This window comes from Dyella ginsengisoli LA-4 (assembly GCF_000334915.1).
GTDB lineage: Bacteria > Pseudomonadota > Gammaproteobacteria > Xanthomonadales > Rhodanobacteraceae > Dyella_A > Dyella_A ginsengisoli_A.
This window is the reverse complement of the sequence record NZ_AMSF01000037.1, coordinates 93,319-117,692: the sequence shown is the minus strand read 5'-3', so window position 1 is coordinate 117,692 and position 24,374 is coordinate 93,319. Positions and strand designations below refer to the sequence as shown.

Sequence of the window (24,374 nt, the reverse complement as noted above, 5' to 3'; positions counted from 1 at the left end):
ACCGCAGCGGACGCGCGGCCCCACGTCACCGTCTCGCGTCGCACCCCTCATGCAGAAACCCGCACGTCCCGCCACCGAGGCGGCCCGCCTCGACGAACTGCACCGCTACCAAATCCTCGACACCCTGCCCGAGCAGGCCTACGACGACCTGCTGGCGGTCGCCGCGGGCATCTGTGGTACGCCGATGGGTTCGGTCAGCCTGGTCGATGCCGAGCGCGAGTGGTACAAGGCCGCGCTCGGCGTGGATGCGAGGGAGGGGCCGCGGGACGTCTCGTTCTGCGGCCACGCCATTCTGGACGCCTCGCGCCTGATGGTGGTGGAGGACGCACTGGACGATCCGCGTTTCCGCGACAACCCCCGCGTACTGGGTACCCCGCATATCCGCTTCTACGCGGGTGCGCCGCTGGTCAGCCCCTCCGGGCACGTTGCCGGCACGCTGTGCGTGATGGATCGTCAGCCGCGGGAGCTCAGCCCGTTCCAGCGCGAGTCGCTGACCCGGCTGTCTCGCCAGGTGGTAACCCTGATGGAGCTGCGCCGGGTGAACCGCCAGCTGCGCCAGCACCTGGAGGAGCGCGAGTGGTACGAGCAGCAGATGCAGGATTACCAGCGCCTGCTCGAGCTGCACAACGAGGAGCTGTCGACCCAGCTCGGGGTGGATCCGCTCACCGGCCTGAGCAGCCGTCGCGCCTTCACCGTGGCGCTGGAAAAGGCGCTCAGCCATGCGGCGATGGAACAGCAGCCGGTGTCGCTGGCGCTGATCGATATCGACCATTTCAAGGCGATCAACGACGTGCATGGCCATCCGGTCGGCGACCAGGTGCTGGCCGAATTCGGCCAGTTGCTGCGGCGGCTGGTGGCACCGGCCACGATTCCCGCCAGGCACGGCGGCGAAGAATTCGTCCTGCTGCTGTCGGGCATGGATCGCGCCCGCGCGACGCGCGAGGCCGAGGCGCTGTGCCGCGCGGTGCGCGAGGCGCGGCTGAGCCAGCCGTTGACGGTGAGCATCGGCGTGGCGGCCTGGCGCGTCGGCGAATCCACCGCCGAGCTGTATGCCCGCGCCGATGCGGCGCTGTATGCCGCCAAACGCGGCGGACGCGATCGGGTGATGGTGGCCGACTAGCTGTGATCTCTCGGTAGGTTGTTCACCCGTCGCTGCAGGGCCATGGCTGCGGCCGGGTTGCGGGCCTTGTCGGCACTGATGAAGTAGACGAATACATCGCGCGCACGACCGTTGCCGGCGGCCGGGCCGACGTGCGGCAGCGACGGCGGGTCGCCGCCATCGCGCCACTGCGCGGCGTGTCCCGCCCATGCATCGAGTTCGCCGGGCGGGTAGCCCTCCGCTTCGCCGGCACGGCTGCGCATCAGCCGGGCATAGGCGAAATCTCCGGTGAGGTCGGCCAGCGAGGGATAGTCCGGGGAGTCGGTGAATACCGTCGCCACGCCGTGCGCCCGGGCCAGCTCGACATAGGCCGGGCTGAGGAAGCTGGCGTGACGCACCTCCAGCGCGTGCCGCAGCGGCCGGCCATTGAGCGTGCGCGGCAGGCGCTCGAGGAAGGCCGCCAGGTCGTCCGCGTCGAATTCACGGGCCGGGGTGAACTGCCACACGATCGGTCCGAGCCGGTCGCCCAGCGCATCCAGGTCGTCGACGAAGGGCTGGATCATCCGCGCCGCGCCGGCCAGCCGGCGCTGCAGCACGATCAGCTTGGGCGCCTTGAGCGAAAACACGAAGCCATCCGGCACCTGCCTGGCCCAGTTGGCGTAGGTGGCCGGCTCCGGCGCGCGGTAGTAGGTGCTGTTGATCTCGATGCTGCGCAGCTGGCGGCTGGCGTATTCCAGCTCGCGCCGCTGCACCAGCCCGGCCGGATAGAAGTTGTTGCGCCAGGCGGAAAACACCCAGCCGCCGATGCCGCAGCGGATCGCCGGGCCGGTAACGGCCGCTGTCGCGGGAGCGCCGAAGAGATCGTCGGTGGCAGTCATGGCGGGCGTGGCGTCGGGCGGGGCCGGCATCTTGGCACAGGCCAGCACCCATGACCTTCGGACTAGGCGGCACGATGGCTTTGCCGCGATAGTGGGGCGATCCGTTCCGCAAACGATGGGGAATCCCGCATGTCCTTCCGTCCCTCCCTGCGCGCGGCGATCGCCGCGGCGCTGTTCGTTGCCGCTTCCGGCGCGATGGCCCAGGGCGCACCGCAGGCGGCCACGCCGCCGCCGGCCCGCGTCGACGACACCGCCCGCCCGGCACTGCCGCCGGACCTGTCCGACTTCGCCGCCTACGTCGACAGCGCCCGCAAGACCTTCGACGTGCCCGGCATCGCCGTGGCGATCGTCAAGGACGGCAAGGTGGTGATGGAGCAGGGCTTCGGCGACAAGTCGCTGGACCCGAAGCAGCCGGTGGACGCGCACACGCTGTTCGCCATCGCCTCGAACACCAAGGCGTTCACCGCCGCGGCGCTGCAGCAGCTGGACGAGGCCGGCAAGCTGAAGATGGACGACCGGGTCATCGACCACCTGCCGTGGTTCCGCATGTCCGACCCGTACGTGACCCACGAGATGCGCATCCGCGACCTGCTCGCGCACCGCAGCGGCCTCTCGCTGGGCGCCGGCGACCTGCTGTACTGGCCGCCGACCTCGTACACCACCCGCGACGTGGTCGAGCGCCTGAAGAACGTGCCGATCAAGAACGGTTTCCGCAGCGGCTACGCCTACGACAACATCCTGTTCGCGGTGGCGACGCTGGTGATCGAGCAGGCCTCGGGGCAGAAGTACGCCGACTACATCCGCCAGCACATCTTCCAGCCGGTCGGCATGGACGAGTCGCTGATCGACGAGACCTACATCAAGCCGGGCATGGACGTGGCCACCGGCTACGCGCCGGAGAACTTCAAGGATCTGAAGCCGGTGCCGCCGATGGCCTGGCTCAACGACCCGGGCGCCGGCGGCATCTACGCCAGCGTGCACGACCTGGCCAAGTGGATGAACGTGCAGCTCGCCGGCGGCGCGCTGCCGCAGACCGGTGCCGACGGCAAGCCGCAGCGGATCTTCTCCGAAGACAGCCAGCGCCAGATGTGGACCATGCTCACCCCGATCAAGGTGGGCAAGCCGCCGCTGCCGGAGTTCAAGCCGGTGGTGCCGAACTTCTATGGCTACGGCGAAAGCTGGTTCCTGTCCGACTACCGCGGCCACCGGCTGGCCTGGCACACCGGCGGCTGGCCGGGCTTCGTCTCGCGCCTGACCCTGGTGCCGGACCAGCACCTGGGCGTGGTGGTGCTGACCAACGCGCAATCAGGCGCCGCCTTCAACGCGGTGACCTACCGCGTGCTCGACGCCTATCTGCATCCGGGCCAGAAGACCGACTGGGTCGCCGTCTACGACAAGCTGGTGAAGAAGGGCGAAGCGCATGCGGACGACAGCTGGGCCAAGCACCTCGCCGCGCGCGAGAAGCACCCCAAGCTGGACCTGCCGCAGGCCAGGTACGCCGGTACGTTCCAGGATCCCTGGTACGGCGACGTGATCGTCAGCAACGAGGGCGGCAAGCTGCGCATGCGCTTCGCCCATACCAAGCAGCTGATCGGCACCATGACCCCGTGGCAGCACAGCACCTTCGTGGTGAAGTGGGACGACCGCACGCTCAACGCCGACGCCTTCGCCACCTACACGCTCGATGCCGACGGCAGGATCACCGAACTGCGCATGCAGCCGATCTCGCCGCTGACCGACTTCAGCTTCGACTTCCAGGACCTGCGCCTGAAGCCGGCAAAGGCGGACAAGGCGTCCGAAGACTGACCGACCGGCGCCGCCGAACCCGGCGGCGCCCTCCATCGATGAGGGGAGATCCGCATGCGCCGTTATGCATCGTTCCTGCTCGCCGGCCTGTGTGGGCTGGCGATCGCTTCCTCGGTCCCGGCGCGTGACAGCGCACCGGCGGCCCCGGCGCTGTTCCGCGTCGACCTGGGTACGGCTTCAGGCAAGCCGGTGTCCGGGCGCCTGCTGCTGTTCGCGGTCGACGCGGCCACGGCCCGCGTCCAGGCCAAGGACGGCAAGGTGGAGGAGGTGGACAGCAACATGCTCGATCCCACCCAGACCGCCATCGCCGCGCGCGAGGTGACCCACCTGGTGCCAGGGCAGGGCGTCACGCTCGATGGCGATGCCGTGGCCTTCCCCAAGGCGTTCTCGCAGCTTCCGCCGGGCGACTACCTGCTGCAGGCGGTGCTGGATACGAACCACGACTACAACTACTCCGGCCGCGATGCCGGCGACCTGATCAGCCCGGTGGTGGAAGTCCACCTGCCCGCCGTCATGCCGCGACTGGTGCTGGACAAGGTGGTGCCAGGGCATGACCTGTGGGACATCCCCGAGCACGCGCTCAGTCCGACCACCAGGCAGCATCTGGCCGAGGCGAAGGCCCACCTCAAGCCGATCGACTTCGTCAGTCCGGTGCTCAGCGCGTTCTGGGGCCGGCCGATCCACATGAAGGGCTGGGTGCTGCTGCCGCCGGGCTACGACGTTTCGGGCAAGACCACCTACCCGGTGGTCTATCACACGCACGGCTACACCGGCGGCTATCGCAGCGAGGCGATGACCGGCCTGACGATGTACGGACAGATGGCCGAGAAGGCCATGCCGCCGATGATCTGGGTGCTGCTGGACGAGTCCTCGCCCACTGGTACGCACGAATTCGCCGACTCGGTGAACAACGGTCCGTGGGGGCAGGCGCTCACCACCGAGCTGATTCCGTCGCTGGAGAAGCAGTACCGCATGGACGGCAAGGCCAGCGGGCGCTTCCTCAACGGACATTCTTCCGGCGGCTGGGCCACGCTGTGGCTGCAGACGCGTTATCCGAAGGTGTTCGGCGGCACCTGGTCGACCTCGCCCGATCCGAGCGATTTCCACGACTTCACCGGCATCGACCTGTATGCACCGCACGCCAACGTCTACCGCCGTGCGGACGGCACGCCGTACCCGCTGGTGCGCGACCATGGCAAGGTGATCGCCACCTTCCAGCAGTTCGCGCAGATGGAGCGGGTGGTCGGGCCCTACGGCGGCCAGATGGCCTCGTTCGACTGGGTGTTCTCGCCGCGCGGCAAGGACGGCCGTCCCGAGCCGATGTTCGACCGCGACACCGGCGACGTCGATCCGGCGGTGGTCGCGTACTGGCACGATCACTACGACATCGCCTATCGCCTGAAGACGCACTGGCCGCAGCTGAAGAAGGATCTCGACGGCAAGATCCACCTCTACGTGGGCACCGCCGACACGTTCTACCTCGACGGTGCGGCCCACAAGCTCAAGGCGGTGCTCGACGGGCTGGGCGCGAAGTCCTCGTTCCACTTCATCCCGGACCGCACCCACTTCGACCTGTACCGCATCGGCGACGACCGCCAGGGCCTGATGAAGCAGATCACCTGGCAGATGTACGCCATCGCGCGCCCGCATTCGACGCTGAAGCCGCCGGCACAGTGATCGTGACTCCGGCTGCCGCCTCGTCATGATGCGGCGATGCGCGGCGCAATTGCCGCCCGCATCGCCGCCCATCCGTAGCGAGCGGCCCCGCGGGCGCCCCCGGCCGTGGCTTCTGGCGGAGGCCGGCCCGCTGCGCCCGGCCCGTGCATCGCACGAGAGCGGCCGCCGGAGCGCTCCATCGGCCATACGCGGCAGCGATCCGCGGGCTTGATGTATCCTTTCTGGATGTCTTTGCCTGTTCCTTCTCCGCTCGCCGTCGTTGGCGGGCTCGCGCCTACGCCACCGTAGCGCGGCAACCCCAGACCCCAGCAAACGATCGGTCGCCCACCGGCGGCCGGAAATTCCTGTGCTCCCTTCCCCGCAGATGCATGCCGCGGGCGGGGCGCTTCTGACCCCGGATCCCTTTTCCCCATGACTCTCCGGACATTCCGTCAGGACTGGCTCTCCAACGTGCGCAACGACGTGCTGGCCGGCACCGTCGTCGCGCTGGCCCTGATCCCCGAGGCCATCGCTTTTTCCATCATCGCCGGCGTCGATCCGAAGGTGGGTCTCTACGCGGCCTCATGCATCGCCATGACCGTGGCGATCACCGGCGGCCGGCCGGCGATGATCTCCGCGGCGACCGGTGCGATGGCGCTGCTGATGGTCACCCTGGTCAAGGACCACGGGCTGCAATACCTGTTCCTTACCACCATCGTCACCGGCGTGCTGCAGGTGGTGGTGGGCCTGTTCAAGCTCGGCACGCTGATGCGTTTCGTCTCGCGCTCGGTGGTGACCGGCTTCGTCAACGCGCTGGCGATCCTGATCTTCATGGCGCAGCTGCCGCAGCTGATCGGCGTGCCGTGGATGGTCTACGCGCTGGTCGCGGTTGGGCTGGCGATCATCTACGGCTTCCCGCGCATCACCCGGGCGGTGCCATCGCCGCTGGTGGCAATCGTGCTGATCACCGCGTTCACCCTGCTGACCGGCACCCACGTGCGTACGGTCGGCGACATGGGCGCGCTGCCTGCAAGCCTGCCGCAGTTCCTGTGGCCGGACGTTCCGCTGAACCTGCACACGCTGGCGATCGTGCTGCCGTATGCGATTCCGATGACGGTGGTCGGCCTGCTCGAGTCGCTGATGACGGCGGCGATCGTCGACGAGTTCACCGATACCACCGGTGACCGCAACCGCGAGTGCGTGGGGCAGGGTCTGGGCAACATCGTCGCCGGCCTGTTCGGCGGCATGGCCGGCTGCGGCATGATCGGCCAGACCGTGATCAACGTGAAATCCGGCGGTCGCGGGCGGCTGTCCACCTTCTGCGCCGGCGTGCTGCTGCTGGCGATGGTGGTGTTCGCGCGCGAGTGGGTCAGTCGCATCCCGATGGCGGCGCTGGTCGCGGTGATGATCATGGTCTCCATCGGTACCTTCAAATGGAGTTCGTTCCGCAACCTGCGCGAGCACCCGAAATCGTCCAGCGTGGTGATGATCGCCACCGTGATCGTGGTGGTGGCCACCCACAACCTGGCCATCGGCGTGCTGGTCGGCGTGCTGCTCAGCGCGCTGTTCTTCGCGCGCAAGGTGGGACAGGTGATGCATGTCGGCTCGGCGCTCAACGCCGATGGCCGCATGCGCGAGTACCGCGTCACCGGGCAGGTGTTCTTCGCCTCGGCCGAGGCGTTCGTCGCCTCATTCGATTTCCGCGAGGCGCTGGATGTGGTGCGCATCGACGTCAGCCGCGCGCATTTCTGGGATCTCACCGCCGTGGGCGCGCTGGACAAGGTGGTGCTGAAGTTCCGCCGCGAGGGCGCCACGGTCGACGTCCATGGCATGAACGAGGCCAGCGCCACGCTGGTCGACCGTCTCGCTGTCCACGACAAACCCGATGCCGTCGAGGCCCTGGCGGGCCACTAGGAGCTGCACATGAACCATCTGCTGGTCTGTATCGACGACTCGAGCTACACGCGCAGCGTGGTCGACCACGCGGCCTGGGCCGCCTCCCGGCTGGGTGCCGGCATCGAGCTGCTGCATGCGATCGATCGCCATCCGGAGCGTCCGACGACGGCCGACCTCAGCGGCAACCTCGGTGTGGACACCGACCAGGCGCTGCTGTCCGAGCTGGCGGGACTGGACGAACAACGCGGGCGCCTGGCCATGGCGCGCGGGCACCAGTTGCTGGACGCTGCCAGGGCCGACCTGCAGCAGCGCGGCGTGTCCGGGGTGCGTGATTGCCTGCGCCACGGCAACCTGGTCGATCTGCTGGAGGACGAGCAGCTCACCCATGATCTGCTGGTGCTGGGCAAGCGCGGCGAAGCGGCGGATTTCGCCCGGCTGCACCTGGGGGGCACGCTGGAGCGCGTACTGCGTACCGCGACGCGGCCGGTGCTGGTGGCGTCGCGCGCGTTCCGCCCGATCGCCAGGGTGCTGCTGGCGTTCGACGGCAGTGCCAGTTCGCGCAAGGCGGTGGACCTGGTCGCGCGCAGCCCGCTTTTCGCAGGGCTGGAGTGCCACGTGGTGATGGCCGCCAGCGAAGACCGTGCCGCCACCGTGCACATGGACTGGGCGCACGCGCTGCTGGATGCGCTGGAGATCACCCACCGCACCGAGATCATCCCCGGCAACGCCGAGGAGGTGATCGGCGGTTACGTGGAGCGGCACGGCATCGACCTGCTGGTGCTCGGCGCCTACGGCCACTCGCGCATCCGCGAGCTGCTGCTGGGCAGCACCACCACCGCGCTGATCCGCCGCTGCCTGGTGCCGGCGCTGGTGGTGCGCTGAGGGGACCCTGCCCAGGCGGAAGGGCAGGCGAGGACGTGCGCCGGAGCCTGCCCTACTGGCCGGGGCCCTGGTCCTTCCACGGGTCGTAGCTGCCGAACCACCACAGGTGGCCTTCGACGTCGCGGCAGCTATAGCCGGCACCGCCGTAGTCCTTCTCTTCGTAGTCGTCCACGATCCGCGCGCCGGCGGCTTTGGCCTGGGCGTAGTGGGCGCGGCAGTCCTCCACGATCACGCAGGCGCATTGGGTTTCGCGCCCCTGGGTCTGGTCCGGGTGCAGCAGGTGCTCCCCGAAACCATCGTCGCGCACGCTGCCGAGCATGATCATGCCCGGGCCGTAGCTGAGCTGGGCGTGCGCGATGCCGCCGTCGTCGTCCGGGTAGACGGCGTGGCGCTGGAAGCCGAACGCGCGGCACAGCCAGTCGATGGCGGCGGGCGCGTCGCGGTAGCGCAGGCAGGGAATGATGGTGCTGCCCTGGATCGATGGCATGGCGGGTCTCCTCGATAGCGGGTGGGACAAGCCTGGCGCCGCGCGCGCGATGCCGTCTTGGCGATTTTCCGCGCGGCTACCCGATCACCAGGTGATTCAGGTGCGGGCCGCGCTGCGCCAGGAACGCGCCGGGGGTGAGCCCGGCAAAGGCACGGAACTCGCGCACCAGGTGCGCCTGGTCGGTAAAGCCGCCGTCGGCAGCCACCCGGCACCAGTCCACGGCGCCGGCCCGGTGCACCTGTACCACCACCGCGCGAAAGCGCTGCAGTCGCGCGTAGCGCTTCAGGCCGATGCCGATCTGGCGCCGGAAGCGCATCCGCAGGCGGTCGTCGGACAGGCCGGTCTGTTCCACCACGCCGGCGATGCGCGCCCACTGCGGCGCGCGATCCAGCGTTGCGGCGGCATGCGCCACCGCCGGATCGATCGCCGGTCCGCGCCGGTGGGCGCGCAGCCATTGCTCGAGGAGCTGCAGGCGTGCCTGCGGTCCGGTCGCTTCGAGCAACTGCTCGCGCAGTCGCCGTGCGTGGCTGCCGAACAGGTCTTCCAGGTCGATGTCCCGCGCCAGCAGGGCCTGCTGGTCTTCGGCCGTGAGCGCATGCGCACCGCCGGGTCGGAACACCACGCCCATCACGCGCACCTGCTCGGCGGTGTCGATGATCTGGCTGGTCACCCGCGGGCCGCCCAGCACGCTGCCGGATGCGCGCAGGCAGCGGCGCTGCGGCTCGTCGGTATAGACGCGCGTCTCGTCCTCGCGCAGGTTGATGATCAGCTGCGCGCCCGGTTGCGGCAGCACCCGCTCGAGGTGGTGTCCGCAGGTCGGCATGTCCCAGTCCCAGATCTTTTCGACCAGGGCATCCAGCGGGGCGGCCGGATGGCGCTGCGTGAGTCCCATGGATCGCCTCCGTCGAGGAACGGAGTTCCAGCCTCGCGCGTCGGGACCCGGCTGTCGAGTCCCGCCGGGCCGGCGCCTGTTCAGTCCTCGCCGGGTGCGGGCGGGCGCGGCGAGCGGTGCACCACCATGTCCTGCGGGCGGATCAGGCGCAGGCTCTCCTCGCGCAGGCGGGTCAGCAGGGTGAACAGGATCTCGCTCTTCACCATCGAAGCATCGCGCGGGCTGCGGGTGTAGGCGTAGGCGCCGAACACGATGTGGGTGGTGGTGACACTGTCCAGCCGTACGAACGGGGCCGGGTCGTCCAGCGTGCCGGGGTGGGCAGCGAGCACCGTCAGGATCACGTCGCGCACGTGCGCCGCGTCGGTGTCCAGCGGCATCGGCAGGGTGAAGCTGACCCGGCCCAGCGCATTGGCCAGGGTCACGTTGCGCACGTTCTGGGTGATCAGCTGCGAGTTCGGCACGATCACCGTGGAGCGGTCCCACAGCTGGATCTCGGTGGCGCGCACGTTGATCCGGCGGATGTCGCCTTCCACGTCGTTGATGCTGATCCAGTCGCCCACCTTCACCGGGCGCTCGGCCAGCAGGATCAGTCCGGAGATGAAGTTCGACACGATCGCCTGCAGACCGAAGCCGATGCCCACCGACAACGCGCTGGCGATCCAGGCGATGTTCTGCAGGCTCACCTTCAGCGTGGCCAGCGCCATCACCACCACCAGCACGCCGCCGACGTAGCCGAGCAGGGTCACCATCGAGCTGCGCATGCCGGGGTCGAGGCGGGTGTTCGGCAGCAGCTCGCGATCCAGCCAGCGCTTGAGCGTGCGGACCACGAACAGGCCCGCGACCAGCACCGCCAGCGCCTTGAGCACATCCGCCGGCGCCAGCTTCAGCTCGCCGAAATTGAATCCGCCCAGCAGCGAGCCGACGCTGGCGCCGAGGTCTTCCGGACTGGCCCCCAGGCGTGACACCACCGCGGCGATCGCCAGCAGCAGGGCGAAGGCGCGGGTCATGCCGGCGAGTACCGTGCGGGCCTGCTCCAGCCGCTCCGGCGTGACCTCGAACGCGTCCTGCAGGCGCTGGCCGTTGCTACCGCGGGGCGAGAGCAGCAGCTCCCACAGGTCGTTCAGCACGTGCGAAGCCAGGTACAGCGAGGCGACCACCACGCCGATCCATACCGTGTTCACTGCGATGAAGAACGCCAGCGCGATGTAGCCGGTGGCCACGCCCAGCACGCCCAGGATGGCGGCGACCATCAGCACGCCCAGTCCGATCCCCACCCACAGCGGGCGACCCGGCGGGGTCTCGCCGTTGGCCAGCTCGCTGCGGCGCGCACGCGCCTGGCGCATCAGCAGGGAGAGCAGCAGGCCACTGATCACCAGGGCGATCAATCCGCGGGTGGCCACCGTGGCCGGCAGGCTGGCGCTGATCGCGTGGTTCACCAGCTCCATCGCGCCGAGCAGGGCAACGGCCATGGCCAGCCGCCATGGCAGCGGTCGCAGCGCGCAGGCCTCGGCATCGGAGAGTCCCGGCATCCGCCAGCTCGGCCGCGTGGCAGAGAGCAGGGCGCGGCCGAGCCCGGCGATATAGGCACTGAGCAGTGCCAGCCGCACCATCTGCAGCCCCAGTGCATGCAGGTCGCCGTCGAGCAGGCCGTTCCAGTCCAGCGACTGCAGCGCCAGTTCTGCTGCCAGGCCGGTGTTGAGCGCCGTGAGCAGGGCGATTGCCAGGGCCAGCGCACTGCGGCGCAGGTGGCCCGCCGGCACGCGGTTCTGCGTGAAGCGCAACAGGCCGCGCTCGAGCAGCCAGCGGCCGACGCCCAGCAGCAGGGCGGCCGCCAGCAGGCAGGCGAGGAACGGCGTGCGGTTCGGCGGCAGCCATGCCGCGACGATCGCGTCGCGCAGGTCATCGCCAAGGTTGCGCAGCCGATGCAGGTCCGCGGGCAGGCTGCGCAGCGGGTCGGACCAGAACGCGCGGCTGAACGGCGTGGCCGTGCGTTCGGCCAGCCGTGCCTGGAACGCGTTGCGTCGCAGGTCCGAGAGCTGGGTGGCCAGTTGCTCGGCCTCCTGGCCCATCAGCTGCGCCTGCTTCATCTGCGCATCGACATCGGCCGCCGCCTTCTCCAGCTTGCGGCGCTGGTTGCGCACCTCCGGTGTCTCGGTGGTGTTCTTGTCCGGCACCGGGCCGAGCACGGCCAGTTGCGCCTGCGCGGCCTGCACCTGGGGGGAGAGGCTGGTCGCCAACTGGCTGGCCTGGTCCTGCACGGCCAGTGCCTGATTGCGCAGGTCGGTGAGCGCGGCCGTATCGGGCTGGCTGTCCAGCGCCTTCTTGATGCCGTCGAGCTGGCCGCGCATCTGTGCCAGCGCCTGGTCGGGTGTGGGCGGCGTGGCCGGGGCGTCGGCCTGGCGTGCCGCGGCGGTGGCGCTGCCGAGCAGGAGCAGAAGGGTCAGCAGCAGGCGCAGGAACTTGGGCATCCCGAAATGATCGGAGTCGCTCCGCGAGGGGTCAATGGAATCCCCGGCCGCGCTGGCATCTTCGGCGGCGGGCGTTCAGGCTGGCGGGATGGAAGTCCGACTCGACGTACCCCCCGAGCTGCTCGCCTGGGACGGCGACGTGCCCCGTGCCCGGCAATTGCAGGCGGAGCTCGCCACGCGCGTGCTTCTGCAGGACGATCTTGCTCCATTGCGGCGCCTCGCCGGCGTGGACGTGGGCTTCGAAGAAGGTGGCGCAATCACCCGCGCCGCCGCCGTGCTGCTCGATGCCGACACCCTGCAGCCGCTGGCTGAGGTCGTGGCCCGCCTGCCGACGCGGATGCCCTACATCCCGGGCCTGCTCTCGTTCCGCGAACTGCCCGCCGTGCTCGCTGCGCTGGCGCAGTTGCCGCAGGTGCCGGACCTGGTGCTCGTCGATGGCCATGGCGTGGCACATCCGCGCGGGCTGGGCATCGCCGCACACCTGGGCGTGATCACCGGCCTGCCCACGATCGGCGTGGCGAAGAAGGTCCTGGTCGGTCGCCACGAGCCGGTCGGGCCGAAGCGCGGCGATCGCCAGCCGTTGCTGTACCAGGGGCGGGTGATCGGCACCGTGCTGAGGAGCAAGGACCGCGTCCAGCCGTTGATCGTTTCGGCCGGCCATCGGGTCTCGCAGGCGACCGCGGCCGAACGCGTGCTGGCGGCCGGACGGGGCTACAAGCTGCCCGAACCGACCCGCCTGGCCGACCGGATCGCCTCGCGTCGCGATCGCTGATCGCGCGCACTGCCAGGGTCGTGGCCCACGCCATGCGGTGCGCGCCTCATGCCTTACACCTCTCGTGCCACGCCATCGGGGCCAACAGGCAAGCAAGCGCCGATGCAGCAATTGCCAGGCAGTAGAGGAACGTGGAATGGCGCAGCCCGTAGCCCATGATGAAGGCGCTTTCTTTCACGCTTGCCGCATGCGGGTCATAACGTACCTGAACCCCTTGGCCTTCGACGAACGCCGGCTCGCGCATACCTACGTTCGAGATGAAAGTGATGGTCTGTCCTTCGGCGGTGCTGAACTGCACGGTCGGGAACCATTTGCAGCGCGTCCTCCTGTGGCCGTCGTAATAGCCACACCGCGGAACGACCGCCGTGACGCGGCCATGGGCCTGAGCCAGCATGGCGTCGCGCCGATGCTCCTGCACCGCCGTCAGCCGACCGGCCACAAGCAACGCTGCAGCGATCAGCGCACTGAACCAGGCCTGCTGCATTCGCCCGATGCGCGGGCCCCGGTGGCGAGTCGTTCCCTGACCATGCGGCATACGCCGGTTCCTTGTCGGCGGCGCTGCTGTGGCCACCTCGTCGCGGTCTAGACTAGTGCCTCTCCATGCTCCTGGTTCGCCTGCCGACGCACCCCATTGATCGGTGAGTCGAAGCCCGAGCCGCTCTGCTCCCCCGGACACCCACATGCTCTTCCGCTGGTTCGAAAACCTGATCGACCCGTTCAAGGAACCGGTCGACGCCATGCCGCCGGCCACGGTGGGGCGCTTCTACGCGTTCTACCTGCGCCAGGTGTGGCCGATCTTCCTCGTCACCCTGCTGGTGGGCCTGGGTTTCGCGCTGATCGAGGTGGCGCTGTTCGGCTTCATCGGGCGCATCGTGGACATGGCCAACGCCACGCCGGCGGCGGACTTTTTCCGCCTGCACGGCCGCACGCTGCTGTGGATGGGCTTCGTCGCGCTGGTGCTGCGGCCGGTGCTGTCGGGGCTGCACGACCTGCTGGTGAACCAGGCGATCGTGCCGGGGCTGACTGGGCGCATCCGCTGGCAGAACCATCGCTACGTGATCCGCCAGAGCCTGGGCTTCTTCCAGAACGACTTCGCCGGGCGCATCGCCAACCGCATCATGCAGACCGGCGCGAGCCTGCGCGAGTCGGCGGTGCAGATCGTCGACGCGCTCTGGTACGTGGTGGTGTACACGGGCAGCGCGATCTTCCTGTTTGCCCAGGCCGATGCGTGGCTGGCGGCGCCGCTGGTGGTGTGGATCGTTGCCTACGTGGCGACGCTGGCGTACTTCATCCCGCGCACCAAGCAGCGCTCGTGGGAATCGTCCGAGGCGCGCTCCAAGCTGATGGGCCGCATCGTCGACGGCTACAGCAACGTGCTCACGCTCAAGCTGTTCTCACACACCCGCCGTGAGGAGGACTACGTGGCCGCCGCGCTGGGCGAGCAGATCGGCAAGACCCGCCGCATGACGCGCATGACCACCGCGATGGACATCACCATCACCTCGCTCAACGGGCTGCTGATCACCGGCACCTCCGGCCTGGCGCTGTGGCTGTGGAGCCAGGGCCGCGTCACCGTCGGCGCCATCGCGCTGGCCACCGGTCTGGTGATCCGCATCAACAACATGTCCGGCTGGATCATGTGGGTGGTCAACGGCATCTTCGAGAACCTCGGCACGGTGCAGGACGGCCTCACCACCATCGCCCAGCCGCGCACCGTGCAGGACGCGCCCGACGCGGTGCCGCTGGTGGTGCGCGAGGGCGGCGTGCGCTTCGAACACATCCACTTCCACTACGGCAAGCAGGGCGGCGTGATCGCCGGGCTGGATCTCGCCGTGCGGCCGGGCGAGAAGATCGGCCTGGTCGGTCCGTCCGGTGCGGGCAAGTCCACCCTGGTCAACGTGCTGCTGCGCCTGTACGACCTGGAGCAGGGTCGCATCCTCATCGACGGCCAGGACATCGCGCACGTCACCCAGGAGAGCCTGCGCTCGCAGATCGGCGTGGTGACCCAGGACACCTCGCTGCTGCACCGCTCGATCCGCGACAACCTGCTCTACGGTCGCCCGGATGCCAGCGAGGCGCATATTGCCGAGGCCGTGCGCAAGGCGCGCGCCGACGAGTTCATCCCGACCTTGCTCGACGGGCAGGGCCGCACCGGCTACGACGCCCATGTCGGCGAGCGCGGCGTGAAGCTCTCCGGCGGCCAGCGCCAGCGCATCGCCATCGCCCGCGTGCTGCTGAAGGACGCGCCGATCCTGGTGCTCGACGAGGCCACCAGCGCGCTCGATTCGGAAGCCGAAGCCGCCATCCAGGACAGCCTCGACCTGCTGATGCAGGACAAGACGGTGATCGCCATCGCGCATCGACTTTCCACCATCGCCCGCATGGACCGGCTGGTGGTGATGGACAAGGGCCGCATCGTCGAAACCGGCACGCATGCCGAGCTGATCGCGCACGAGGGTCTGTATGCGCGGCTGTGGGCAAGGCAGACGGGCGGGTTCGTGGCGGTGGAGGATGAGGTGGGGTGATAAAGCTGGTCCTGCGGTGGTGCACGCGACCGAGAGACCCCTGACGAGCCGTCTGTTACGCCGGCATATCTGCCGGTGTAACTCATACACCCTCACTTCCGCCGTGTAACACCGGTCACTACAGGCGATGCTTGCCTTGAGTTTTCTTTGCAACTGATTGAAGGGGCGCTAAATTTTCAACTTGCCCGCTGCGGATGGGGCCATGCATACTCGGTGCAACACCCCGGATGTGGGGTCTACTAAGCGTTAGGCTTTACTCATCGCAACGGAAGCGCTTATGAAAAACCTTCTGATCTTTGCCGGCGTGGCCTTTATGTTGAGAGGAGGAGTGGATTGCTTTGCCCTTATCCGCAACGTCCAGGCCGCTAGCATCAATTCGGCGTACTCCGCGGGTTACATCACGGGGCAAGCAATCGGCGCAATCGCACTCCTCGTAGCCGGCGTCGGTCTCATCAAACGTGGCAAAGCTGCCGCTAAATCAAGACTCCCGACAGTCTAACCACTCATCCAAGCGGACGGCTTCGCCGCCGCTTAACTCCGACGTTAGAAGGTTCTGGAGCGTATGGATTCGCCAATCGACCATCTTCACGAAAAGGTTCTAGTCAATAGCCTCCTTATGGGCGCAATTGGCAAAGGGTCAAAAAAACATGGATAAGTTTTCTGGCTGGCTTCTCGCGGGATTTGCCGCGGTTGTCGCCGTGCTCTTCGGCAACCTAAGCGAGGCATCAATGTATCTCTCAGGTTGCGCCATTCAGACGGTATTTGCGTGTTTCTTCATCGTGGCCATTCTCGGCATCGTCGCGAAGGGTCTCGCGGTGCTTGTTGCCAGCCCGAGTGCCGCAAAGACTGCCATCGTTCTAGCGAACGATGGCAGCATTCGTATGCCTGCGATACTACGTAACGTCGGCTATTTCCCTCTACCTCGTCTGATCACCGAAAAGGCAGAATATGGACAACTTTGGTGTTGGAAGGGGCTGTTTAGCCCTAGCGCTTGGCTTGGTGCCTGCGCTGGTTGTTGCCGGACAAGTGGCATATCAGGATCCTAACACGGATCGGGAAATCTGCCCGGATTTCTACAAAGTAGTCAATGGCGCCAATCTTTCGAAACTGACGGACGATGAGCTATGCAACTTTAGATTCTCAAATCTCGGCTTTCGACCTTCAAGAGATTTTTCGACCCCAAAGTGGGTTGTGCTGGACGTCAAAGATCCTGTTGCGACATATGAGAAGATGGTGAATGCAGACTATCCCGCATATGGTGTAAAAACAAGACCGGTCGCCGATGAGGAAACTCTTAACAAGATAAGTAGTTACTATAAAGACGGCTATATAGAGTTTGTGAAATCAAACGTGCCAATGGTTACTTATGATGTGACAAGTTCCAGGGTCCCAATTGGATCCATCACGCTGGTTGAGATGAGGTATCGAAGGTGTCCAGTTGGAAACAGAAATGCCGTGCCGGCACCCTATTTTGCGGCTTTTTACGATACAGATCTAAATCATCCAATGGTGGCGAACGGAATGTCGATCTCTAGCGAGATCGTTATTTGGAAAGGGTGGGTGCCAATAGCGCTTACCTATCCTGATCGTTGGTTGGCAGGCGACGATAGTCGCAAGGGTCTATTTGTAAACATCGACTCTGTGTGGAAATCCCCCATGCGTCGCGGGGGGTGGGAAATTTTGGGCGGTAAAATCTGCGGCTACACAGTCAATAAGGGATGATCATGGATGGCCTAACATCTCGTTCAAGGCGGACGCGCTGACGCGCGCCGCTTAACTCCAGCGTTAGAGGTAGGGCTCGCGGTCAGCGACACAAAGGCTCCGGGGATGATCACGTGGCACTTGCCAGAACGGAGGTGAAATGAAAGGGATGCAAATCGGTGCAGTAGTAGCTATTTTTGCTGTATTCGGTACTCTTGGGCTTTTTGGCGCTGCGGCCATCGCCATCCAGTGCGCCGACTCCCGATTGGTTCGTGCAAACGCTGCGAAGTTGCTATCTCCTTCCGAGCTAAAAACGTTGCACTCTGCAAATGGCCTCTGTTCAGACACATATGTCTTTATCCGCAACGGCAAGAAGATGTGCATCAGTGCGGGCATGGGGACTGTCGGCAGCTGTGGGTAGCACTCTAGCCAGTCATCCAAGCGGCTTCGCCGCCGCTTAACTCCAGCGTTAGGCAGAACATGCTTACTGTGTTCTGGTTCAACACAAGCAGTGGTCTTGGGTTTGGCGTAACCGCCGAGTCCCAGGTTGCGGCCGAAGATCTTCTGCGCAAGTATGGCTATCCATCGCGTGACGTCGAGATCACCAGCGTCGTTGCTGGTGTTAAGTTCGCCGACCTCGATCAAAAACATATAGTTCCAAACGCCGGGCCGATCATTGTGAAGGGGATCTGGTATCCGAGGCACAACGTTTGAGGCTGCGCCTAATAACTCCTTCAAGGCGAACGCACTGATGCGCGCGGCTTAACTCGAGTGGTGGGTTCGCATGGCCTTTCTGCAGCAACTATCTTCTTCGCTCTTTCCGCATCGTTGGCGGCTTCTGGCTATTTCCATGGCCGGTCTGCTGATCTGTGCCGTTCTCTTTTTCCTCGCACATTCGGCGATTGGGGTTGCGTTGGTGGGACCGCTGGTCCTTCTGCCTTGGGGGCTCATGTGCGTGGCCCGCGCCAAGTACGCATTTCAATCGGCGTTCTTTCTTGCCCTTGCCACTTTCGGTCTGGCATGGCCTCTGATCGTGCTCCTGGGCTAGCTACCCAACTCCTTGTTCATGGTGGAGCGCGCATCGCGCGCCGCTTAGCGCCAGCGTCAGGCGCCAAAAGGGCCTCGGCGTGCGCCACGGATGAACAGCCATCCAAGGCAATCGCCGTTCGAGGGGCTGGTCGATCGAACGGCGTTCGACGTCTTGCTGGCGCATGGCACGAGCGGGTGTTGGCCGATAAATCCGCACGGACTGCAGATTCCCCTCTCGGTCCTGGAAAGTTCTTCCCGACTGGCCGGGTGCTGCGCAGATAACGCGCGAGATCGATTTCGTGCCGCGCCAGAGTCTCGGTAGTGACCAGACGCCGAGCGGCTCCGGCTGATTTCGTCGAGATACGGGTGTGATGCCTCTCGATCGCCGGGAATCCTTGGGCCGGCCGCGCTGGTCAAAAAAGGCGCATCGCGCCTCCCAGCTTCAATCTATATCAGCCGCCTGGGCTTGCGGCAAGGCGCTCGCCCTGACCTAGGATCGCCACCCTGCCGATTGGGCAGGAAGCATGAGGCGCTCCGGGTCATGCATGAAGAAGACTGGACTCCCGTTTCCGTCGAGAACTGCGGTCAGGTTCGAGGGCCGTTCTATCACGGCACCAGGGTGGACCTCTCCGTTGGCGACATGTTGAAAGCAGGGTTCACTTCCAACTACGACGAGAGCGTCGTGATGAACCATGTCTACTTCACCAGCTTGCCCAAGGGGGCTGGTCTCGCCGCGGAGCTGGCGCTCGGAGCGGGAAGGCCGCGGGTCTACGTTGTAGCGCCAACCGGTGCGTTCGAAGACGACCCGAACGTCACCAACAAGAAATTCCCGGGCAATCCGACACGGTCCTATCGAAGCGCGCAACCTCTGAGGATCGTCGGCGAGCTGGAAAGTTGGGAGCTCTACGATCCGGAGTTCATTCTGGAACTCCGGAGGCGGGTCCAGGCGGGCATGGGAGAGATCATCAACTGATCCGGATGAGGGGGGGCCGGTCCGATCACGATGGCACGCGGGCCACTTGGCGCCGCATCTGTTGCTCGCCGTCCTATCATCGGTGGCGACCCGCGCCATGCGAGAGCCGTCATGTTCAAACCCTTGGGATGGATGTACCGCCCCACGTCGATCACCGGCTGGGTAATCACCGTGCTGGTGCTGGCGTTCTGCGTGCACATCTTCGTATGGGTGGATGCCCGTTCGCACTCGGTAAGCGATACCTTCTACGGCGTGTTTCCCTACGTCGTGCCGACGGTTACCGCGTGGTACGTGCTGGCGATGCGCTTGTCGGGGCACCGGGAGTGAGCCCGGCCTGCCGACTGCGACGGAACTGTCTTTCTCGGTGCCTCCACCTGACTCCCGGAAGCCGTTTGCCGTGACCGTCGATTCCCTGCTCATTCGTCCTGTCTCCCAGTCCGACCATGCGCCGTGGCGGCTGCTCTGGGACGGCTACAACGCGTTCTATGGCCGCGAGGGCGAGACGGCGTTGCCGGAGGCGATCACCGCGTGCACCTGGAATCGATTCCCGGATCCAGCCGAGCCGGTGTTTGCGCTGGTGGCCGAGCTGGACGGCGAGGTCGTCGGAATCGCGCATTACCTGTTTCATCGCAGCACCACCCGCATCGAACCGGTGTGCTACCTGCAGGACCTGTTTACCCGCACCGACCTGCGTGGTCGTGGGGGCGGGCGGCAGTTGATCGGGGCGGTTTATCAACGAGCGCGCGACGCCGGCGCGCGACGCGTCTATTGGCAGACGCAGATCGACAATGCCGCCGGCCGGGCCCTGTACGACAAGGTGGCGCGCCATCTGGGCTTCATCGTCTATACGCACGAGGTCGCCTGAAGCGCGGCCTGGTCTCCGCACGCGGCTTGCGCCGACAGCGGCGCGATCAGCCCTTCTGCTAGCCTCGCGGCCAAGGATCGTGTGACGAAGATCACTTCCGGCGCGCCGCGTCGGGACGCGGCGGGCTTGCCCCGCTTAGGATCCGGCTCTGACCTGCCATGGGACGGCATATGTCGCGAAACGTGTTTGCCCTTGCCGGGCTTCTGATGAGCCTGCTGCTTGCCGGCTGTGGCCCGGACACGCCGGCGAGCCACTCGCGCTACGGGTTGGGCACGTACTTCAGGGATCCGCGCGCACAGGCGCTGGCGCTGGCGGCGGAGCAGGGCGATGCCGCGCAGGTGCGGCACCTGATGAAGGACGAGCACATCGATCCGGACCGCTACTTCAGCGTGGACGGCAGCGGCATGCCGCTGATCGGGTGGCCGATCTACACGCACAACCCGGCGGGCCTGAGGGCGCTGCTGGACAACGGCGCCGATCCGAACGCACGCAAGCCGGGAACGCACTCCAAGCAGTATGCCGACGGCAGCGGCGGCACGTACTTCGACTACAACAACGCCATGGTGCTCGCGGCCACCGAGAAGGACCCGATCTACCTGAAGCTGCTGCTCGACCACGGCGGCGATCCGAACACGCGCAACGCCAACGACGAGCCGCTGCTGTTCCAGGCGTTCATCTGGCACAACCAGTGGCAGAACGTGCAGCTGCTGGTGGAGCGTGGGGCGGACGTCAATGACACCAGTCGGGGTACGTCGATCCTGTTGGATTATGCCGGCGCGGGTGACTTCAAAGCAGTTTACTGGTTGCTCGACCATGGTGCGGATCCCGACGCAGTGGGCTCGCTCCTGAAGCAACCGGCGCCGCCCGCGCCCAAGCGTAATCTCATCGTAGAGAGCATCTACTGGCACCCCGGCAATCCCGAAGACCCGACGTGGCAGCGCCGTTGCCAGCACTGGCTCCTCGATCACGGATATCAGCGGCCTCCCATGCCCGAGTCGTATCGCACCATGCGCAGAGACCTTGGTTTTCCCTATGAGGAAAAAGACATCCCCCTGCGTTGAAACACGCGATCAAGGAGTGATCCATGTCCGATGCCAGCGAGCGAGAGCTTTTGACCGTAGTAGCCGGGGTGCGATGTGGCGGCCTGGGGCGCCCGAACACCAGAGCGGCATGAAATCTGCCATGGGACGGCATATGTCGCGAAACGTGTTTGCCCTTGTCGGGCTTCTGATGAGCCTGCTGCTTGCCGGCTGTGGCCCGGACGCGCCGGCGAGCCACTCGCGCTACGGGTTGGGCACGTACTTCAGGGATCCGCGCGCGCAGGCGCTGGCGCTGGCGGCGGAGCAGGGCGATGCCGCGCAGGTGCGGCACCTGATGAAGGACGAGCACATCGATCCGGACCGCTACTTTAGCGTGGACGGCAGCGGCATGCCGCTGATCGGGTGGCCGATCTACACGCACAACCCGGCGGGCCTGAAGGCTTTGCTGGACAACGGCGCCGATCCGAACGCACGCAAGCCGGGAACGCACTCCAAGCACTATGCCGACGGCAGCGGTGGCACGTACTTCGACTACAACAACGCCATGGTGCTCGCGGCCACCGAGAAGGACCCGATCTACCTGAAGCTGCTGCTCGACCACGGCGGCGATCCGAACACGCGCAACGCCAACGACGAGCCGCTGCTGTTCCAGGCGTTCATCTGGCACAACCAGTGGCAGAACGTGCAGCTGCTGGTGGAGCGCGGGGCGGACGTCAATGACACCAGTCGGGGCACGTCGATCCTGTTGGACTACACCTCGCGTGGGGGATTCAGGCAGGCGTATTGGCTGCTTCAACATGGCGCGGATCCGGAGGCCGTGGGCGACCTGCTGAAGCAGCCACCCCCGCCGGCGCCGAAGTGCAACCTGATCGTCGAGGACGTCTTCTGGCACCCGGGCAATCCGGACGACCCGACCTGGCAGCGCAAGTGCCAGCAGTGGTTTCTCGCCCATGGCTACAAGCGCCCGCCGATCCCGAAGGATTACCGCGATATGCGCAAGAACCTTGGTTTTCCCTATGAGGAAAAAGACATCCCCCTGCTTTGAAACACGCGATCAAGGAGTGATCCATGTCCGATGCCAGCGAACGCGAGGCACTGCTCGGCCAACTGCAACGGTACGGAAGTCCGGCCGCCCGGGCGGAAGCGACCAGGCTTCAGAAGCTCTACCACGACCGCCAGATGGCGGATCTTGCGACCGACGCCTACGCCTCGGCGAGGCATGAGGGACAGCCGCCGCACGGCTGGTTGCGGGCCTCCGAACATCCGGAGCTGCTCGTACGCTATGCCGGCTCGCTGGGTATTTCGACCAAGGATCTGCTCGACCAGCTGCAGCCGGAGAGTTCGGGCTTTCGCGCCGAGATCTATCTTCCGGATTCGTCGGTGCTGGGGCCGGGCTACAAGCCGGTACTCGCATTCAAGGGATCGTCCGGGGAGGTGTTGACGCCTTCGGGCTTGCGCGACACTACGGCCGAGGATTTCGTCGCCAACAACTTCCCGCAGTCGGTGGGGCTGGAGACCGACTACTACGATCGCGCCATGGCCGTCGCGAGAAATCTCAAGCTCGCTGGTCTGGACTTCGAGCTCACCGGACACAGTCTCGCCGGAGGCATGGCTTCGGCCGCCTCGGCAGTCACCGGCAGGCCGGCGACCACATTCAATGCCGCCGGCCTGCATCCGAATACCGCGCTGCGGTTCGCCGAGCGGCACGACATGGCTGTGTACGACGTGAGCCACCGCATCACCGCCTACCAGGTGCAGGGCGAGCTGCTCAGCAACGGCGTGCAGGACAACATCCACGGCATGGACGCCAACCAGCGGAGCGAACTCGGTGGCGTGCTGCGCGACACCTGTCGGTTGCTACGGCAGGTGCCCGAGGCCCGCAACCTGCTGGAGAACCGCCTGATGGACGGTATCCCCACGGCGGAGCGGGCGACCGTGCGCGCGTTCGTCGACACCGTGGCCACCGGCGATACCGACAAGCTGCTGCGCGAGTTGCCGTTGGCCGCCGGTGAGGTTCCGCCGCTGCTGGCACCGATGCGCCGGCTGGATCCCAACGATCCGGGCAGCCAGCTGGTGGCCCGCAACCACGCGCTGTCGCTGCCCGAGCTCACCCTGTTGGCCGGGCCGGTGCTGGAGGCCGCCAACGCGGCGGCGCGCGGTGCCGACCTGGGGCGGCAGGGCGGCGAGCTGATCGCCGCTGGCGGCCACCGGGTGCATCAGGGGTTGGACCAGGTGAGCAGCGGCGTGCGCGCCACCGCCGAACGAGCCGGTGCGTTGGCCAACCAGGCGACCCGCTGGGGTGGTGGCTTCCTGCAGGATGGGGAGCGAGTCGCCGGCGAGGTGCTGGCGCAGGGGCGCGAAGCCTCCTCCCACGTGCAGGCCGGCCTGGACGAGGCGGTCGGGCAAGCGCGCGATGTCGGCGCCGAGATCGACGCCGGCGTGCTTCGCGGGATCGGGCGAATACTGCCCGATGGGGCGAGGCAGTGGATGGACCACCAGGCGGACCAGATCGATACCGCAGGCGACCGCGCGCTTGCGCAGGCGCACTCCGGGGCGGCAGCCAGTCTGCGCGACGGCCGCGCGGATGCCGATGCCATCCGCAGCCAGGTCCGGGCGGCCGCGGCCGCCACGGGGCAGGGGGCGGCGGCGCTGGGAGCACTCCAGCAACGGACAGCGATACAGGCCGGGGACCTGGCAGCATCGGGCATCGCCTTCGGCGGACGCGCCGTGGACGAGGTCACTGGACACGCGCCGCTGGCCGGCGCCGCGCTGGGCGGTGCGCCCGCTGCGGCGCCCACCGTGCTCGGTTCGGCGATCCTGGCCCGCTTCGGGGGCAGCGAGGCAATGCATGAGGCATTCGAAAGACACCTGATGTCCGCCACCGTCCTGCCCAGCATGGACAAGCGCATCGAGAACGTGGAGCAGGAGGCGCGGCAGGTGCTGCGGCAGCACGCGGTCGCTCCGCCGGCGGCGCGACGGCTCGATGATCCGTCGCATCCGGGGCATGCGATGTTCCGGCAGATCCGCGGCCACGTACACGACATCGACGCCTCGATGGGACGCACGTCCGACACGCGGAGCGACAACCTGTCCGGTCATCTTGCGGTGGCTTCGCATGCGGCTGGACTCAGCCGCGTGGATGCGGTGGCGATGAGCGAGGACGGCGCCCGCGCGTTCGCGTTGCAGGAGCGCACGCCCCGCGCGCTGAGCCTGGTGGCGCAGGTCGACACGCTGGAGGCGGTTCGCACGCCGCTGGCGCAGAGCAGCGCTGCCTGGCTCGCGCTGCCGGCAGTGCAGGCACAAGCGACGGAGCTGGCACCGCCGGCACGGATCCAGGCCGGGCCGGAGCACCCGCCCCTGCTGCCGAGCTGATCGACCGGTCGCAGGGCGCGAAGCCAGTGGTCA

23 protein-coding genes are annotated in these 24,374 nt (G+C 66.8%); 18 read left to right on the top strand and 5 right to left on the bottom strand.

The features are described from left to right. Window positions 1-49: 49 nt before the first annotated feature. Window positions 50-1,120: a GGDEF domain-containing protein gene (locus C693_RS0111020; protein ID WP_017462334.1), complete on the top strand. Its 1,071-nt coding sequence runs from the start codon at window positions 50-52 to the stop codon at window positions 1,118-1,120. Here C693_RS0111020 and C693_RS0111015 read toward each other — a convergent pair. After that, window positions 1,117-1,977, bottom strand: a complete 861-nt coding sequence (locus C693_RS0111015; RefSeq protein WP_026107348.1) for a DUF72 domain-containing protein — start codon at window positions 1,975-1,977, stop codon at window positions 1,117-1,119. The two genes, C693_RS0111020 and C693_RS0111015, sit on opposite strands and share 4 nt — an antisense overlap. Window positions 1,978-2,106: 129 nt before the next feature. Here C693_RS0111015 and C693_RS0111010 point away from each other — a divergent pair, with 129 nt between their 5' ends. From C693_RS0111010 to C693_RS0110995, 4 genes are all read left to right on the top strand, one after another. Next, window positions 2,107-3,783 carry a serine hydrolase gene (locus tag C693_RS0111010; RefSeq protein WP_017462332.1) on the top strand — a complete coding sequence of 559 codons (1,677 nt, stop codon included), beginning with the start codon at window positions 2,107-2,109 and terminating at the stop codon, window positions 3,781-3,783. Between the two features lie 54 nt (window positions 3,784-3,837). Continuing rightward, the gene (locus C693_RS0111005) at window positions 3,838-5,460 is read left to right on the top strand and encodes an alpha/beta hydrolase (protein ID WP_017462331.1); all 1,623 of its coding nucleotides are present in this window, start codon (window positions 3,838-3,840) and stop codon (window positions 5,458-5,460) included. A gap of 411 nt (window positions 5,461-5,871) precedes the next feature. Further along, entirely contained in the window at window positions 5,872-7,353 is a 1,482-nt protein-coding gene (locus C693_RS0111000) for a SulP family inorganic anion transporter (RefSeq protein ID WP_017462330.1), read from the top strand. Window positions 7,354-7,362: 9 nt separating this feature from the next. After that, a complete protein-coding gene (locus C693_RS0110995; protein ID WP_017462329.1) occupies window positions 7,363-8,217 on the top strand; it encodes a universal stress protein in 855 nt (284 codons plus the stop codon). 52 nt (window positions 8,218-8,269) lie between these two features. Here C693_RS0110995 and C693_RS0110990 read toward each other — a convergent pair whose 3' ends face one another. From C693_RS0110990 to C693_RS0110980, 3 genes are all read right to left on the bottom strand, one after another. Beyond that, window positions 8,270-8,704 (bottom strand): VOC family protein, encoded by a 435-nt coding sequence (locus C693_RS0110990; RefSeq protein ID WP_017462328.1) that lies wholly within the window; start codon window positions 8,702-8,704, stop codon window positions 8,270-8,272. Window positions 8,705-8,780: 76 nt separating this feature from the next. Then, window positions 8,781-9,596, bottom strand: a complete 816-nt coding sequence (locus tag C693_RS0110985) for a helix-turn-helix domain-containing protein (protein WP_017462327.1) — start codon at window positions 9,594-9,596, stop codon at window positions 8,781-8,783. Window positions 9,597-9,676: 80 nt separating this feature from the next. After that, on the bottom strand, window positions 9,677-12,064 hold the full coding sequence (locus C693_RS0110980; RefSeq protein ID WP_017462326.1) for a DUF3772 domain-containing protein: 2,388 nt from the start codon (window positions 12,062-12,064) through the stop codon (window positions 9,677-9,679). 88 nt (window positions 12,065-12,152) lie between these two features. On the opposite strand from C693_RS0110980, the gene nfi reads away from it, so the two are divergent. Next, complete coding sequence (gene nfi, locus C693_RS0110975; protein WP_017462325.1) at window positions 12,153-12,836, top strand: deoxyribonuclease V; 684 nt, start codon at window positions 12,153-12,155, stop codon at window positions 12,834-12,836. A 46-nt stretch (window positions 12,837-12,882) separates the two neighbouring features. Here the strand turns inward: nfi and C693_RS0110970 are convergent, their stop codons facing one another. Next, entirely contained in the window at window positions 12,883-13,320 is a 438-nt protein-coding gene (locus C693_RS0110970; protein ID WP_017462324.1) for a DUF3592 domain-containing protein, read from the bottom strand. 196 nt (window positions 13,321-13,516) lie between these two features. Between C693_RS0110970 and C693_RS0110965 the strand changes: the two genes are divergently transcribed. The 12 genes from C693_RS0110965 to C693_RS21565 all read left to right on the top strand — a co-directional run bounded on the left by C693_RS0110965 (window position 13,517) and on the right by C693_RS21565 (window position 24,341). After that, window positions 13,517-15,361, top strand: a complete 1,845-nt coding sequence (locus C693_RS0110965) for an ABC transporter ATP-binding protein (RefSeq protein ID WP_017462323.1) — start codon at window positions 13,517-13,519, stop codon at window positions 15,359-15,361. Window positions 15,362-15,638: 277 nt separating this feature from the next. Next, complete coding sequence (locus tag C693_RS0110960) at window positions 15,639-15,860, top strand: hypothetical protein (RefSeq protein ID WP_017462322.1); 222 nt, start codon at window positions 15,639-15,641, stop codon at window positions 15,858-15,860. A gap of 449 nt (window positions 15,861-16,309) precedes the next feature. Beyond that, the gene (locus C693_RS23710) at window positions 16,310-17,083 is read left to right on the top strand and encodes a hypothetical protein (protein WP_157798602.1); all 774 of its coding nucleotides are present in this window, start codon (window positions 16,310-16,312) and stop codon (window positions 17,081-17,083) included. Window positions 17,084-17,222: 139 nt separating this feature from the next. Further along, window positions 17,223-17,483 (top strand): hypothetical protein, encoded by a 261-nt coding sequence (locus tag C693_RS23705; protein ID WP_157798601.1) that lies wholly within the window; start codon window positions 17,223-17,225, stop codon window positions 17,481-17,483. A 59-nt stretch (window positions 17,484-17,542) separates the two neighbouring features. Further along, the gene (locus tag C693_RS23700; RefSeq protein ID WP_157798600.1) at window positions 17,543-17,776 is read left to right on the top strand and encodes a hypothetical protein; all 234 of its coding nucleotides are present in this window, start codon (window positions 17,543-17,545) and stop codon (window positions 17,774-17,776) included. Window positions 17,777-17,846: 70 nt separating this feature from the next. Beyond that, entirely contained in the window at window positions 17,847-18,110 is a 264-nt protein-coding gene (locus C693_RS0110955) for a hypothetical protein (protein ID WP_157798599.1), read from the top strand. A 522-nt stretch (window positions 18,111-18,632) separates the two neighbouring features. Further along, window positions 18,633-19,064, top strand: coding sequence for an NAD(+)--rifampin ADP-ribosyltransferase (arr, locus tag C693_RS0110950; protein WP_017462320.1), 432 nt, complete (start codon window positions 18,633-18,635; stop codon window positions 19,062-19,064). A gap of 111 nt (window positions 19,065-19,175) precedes the next feature. Then, window positions 19,176-19,391 (top strand): hypothetical protein, encoded by a 216-nt coding sequence (locus C693_RS0110945; RefSeq protein ID WP_157798598.1) that lies wholly within the window; start codon window positions 19,176-19,178, stop codon window positions 19,389-19,391. A 70-nt stretch (window positions 19,392-19,461) separates the two neighbouring features. Further along, entirely contained in the window at window positions 19,462-19,929 is a 468-nt protein-coding gene (locus tag C693_RS0110940; protein ID WP_017462318.1) for a GNAT family N-acetyltransferase, read from the top strand. A gap of 170 nt (window positions 19,930-20,099) precedes the next feature. Next, window positions 20,100-20,990, top strand: coding sequence for an ankyrin repeat domain-containing protein (locus C693_RS0110935; RefSeq protein ID WP_017462317.1), 891 nt, complete (start codon window positions 20,100-20,102; stop codon window positions 20,988-20,990). Window positions 20,991-21,159: 169 nt separating this feature from the next. Continuing rightward, a complete protein-coding gene (locus tag C693_RS0110930) occupies window positions 21,160-22,014 on the top strand; it encodes an ankyrin repeat domain-containing protein (RefSeq protein ID WP_017462316.1) in 855 nt (284 codons plus the stop codon). A gap of 23 nt (window positions 22,015-22,037) precedes the next feature. Further along, entirely contained in the window at window positions 22,038-24,341 is a 2,304-nt protein-coding gene (locus C693_RS21565) for an XVIPCD domain-containing protein (RefSeq protein ID WP_017462315.1), read from the top strand. Window positions 24,342-24,374: the final 33 nt, after the last annotated feature.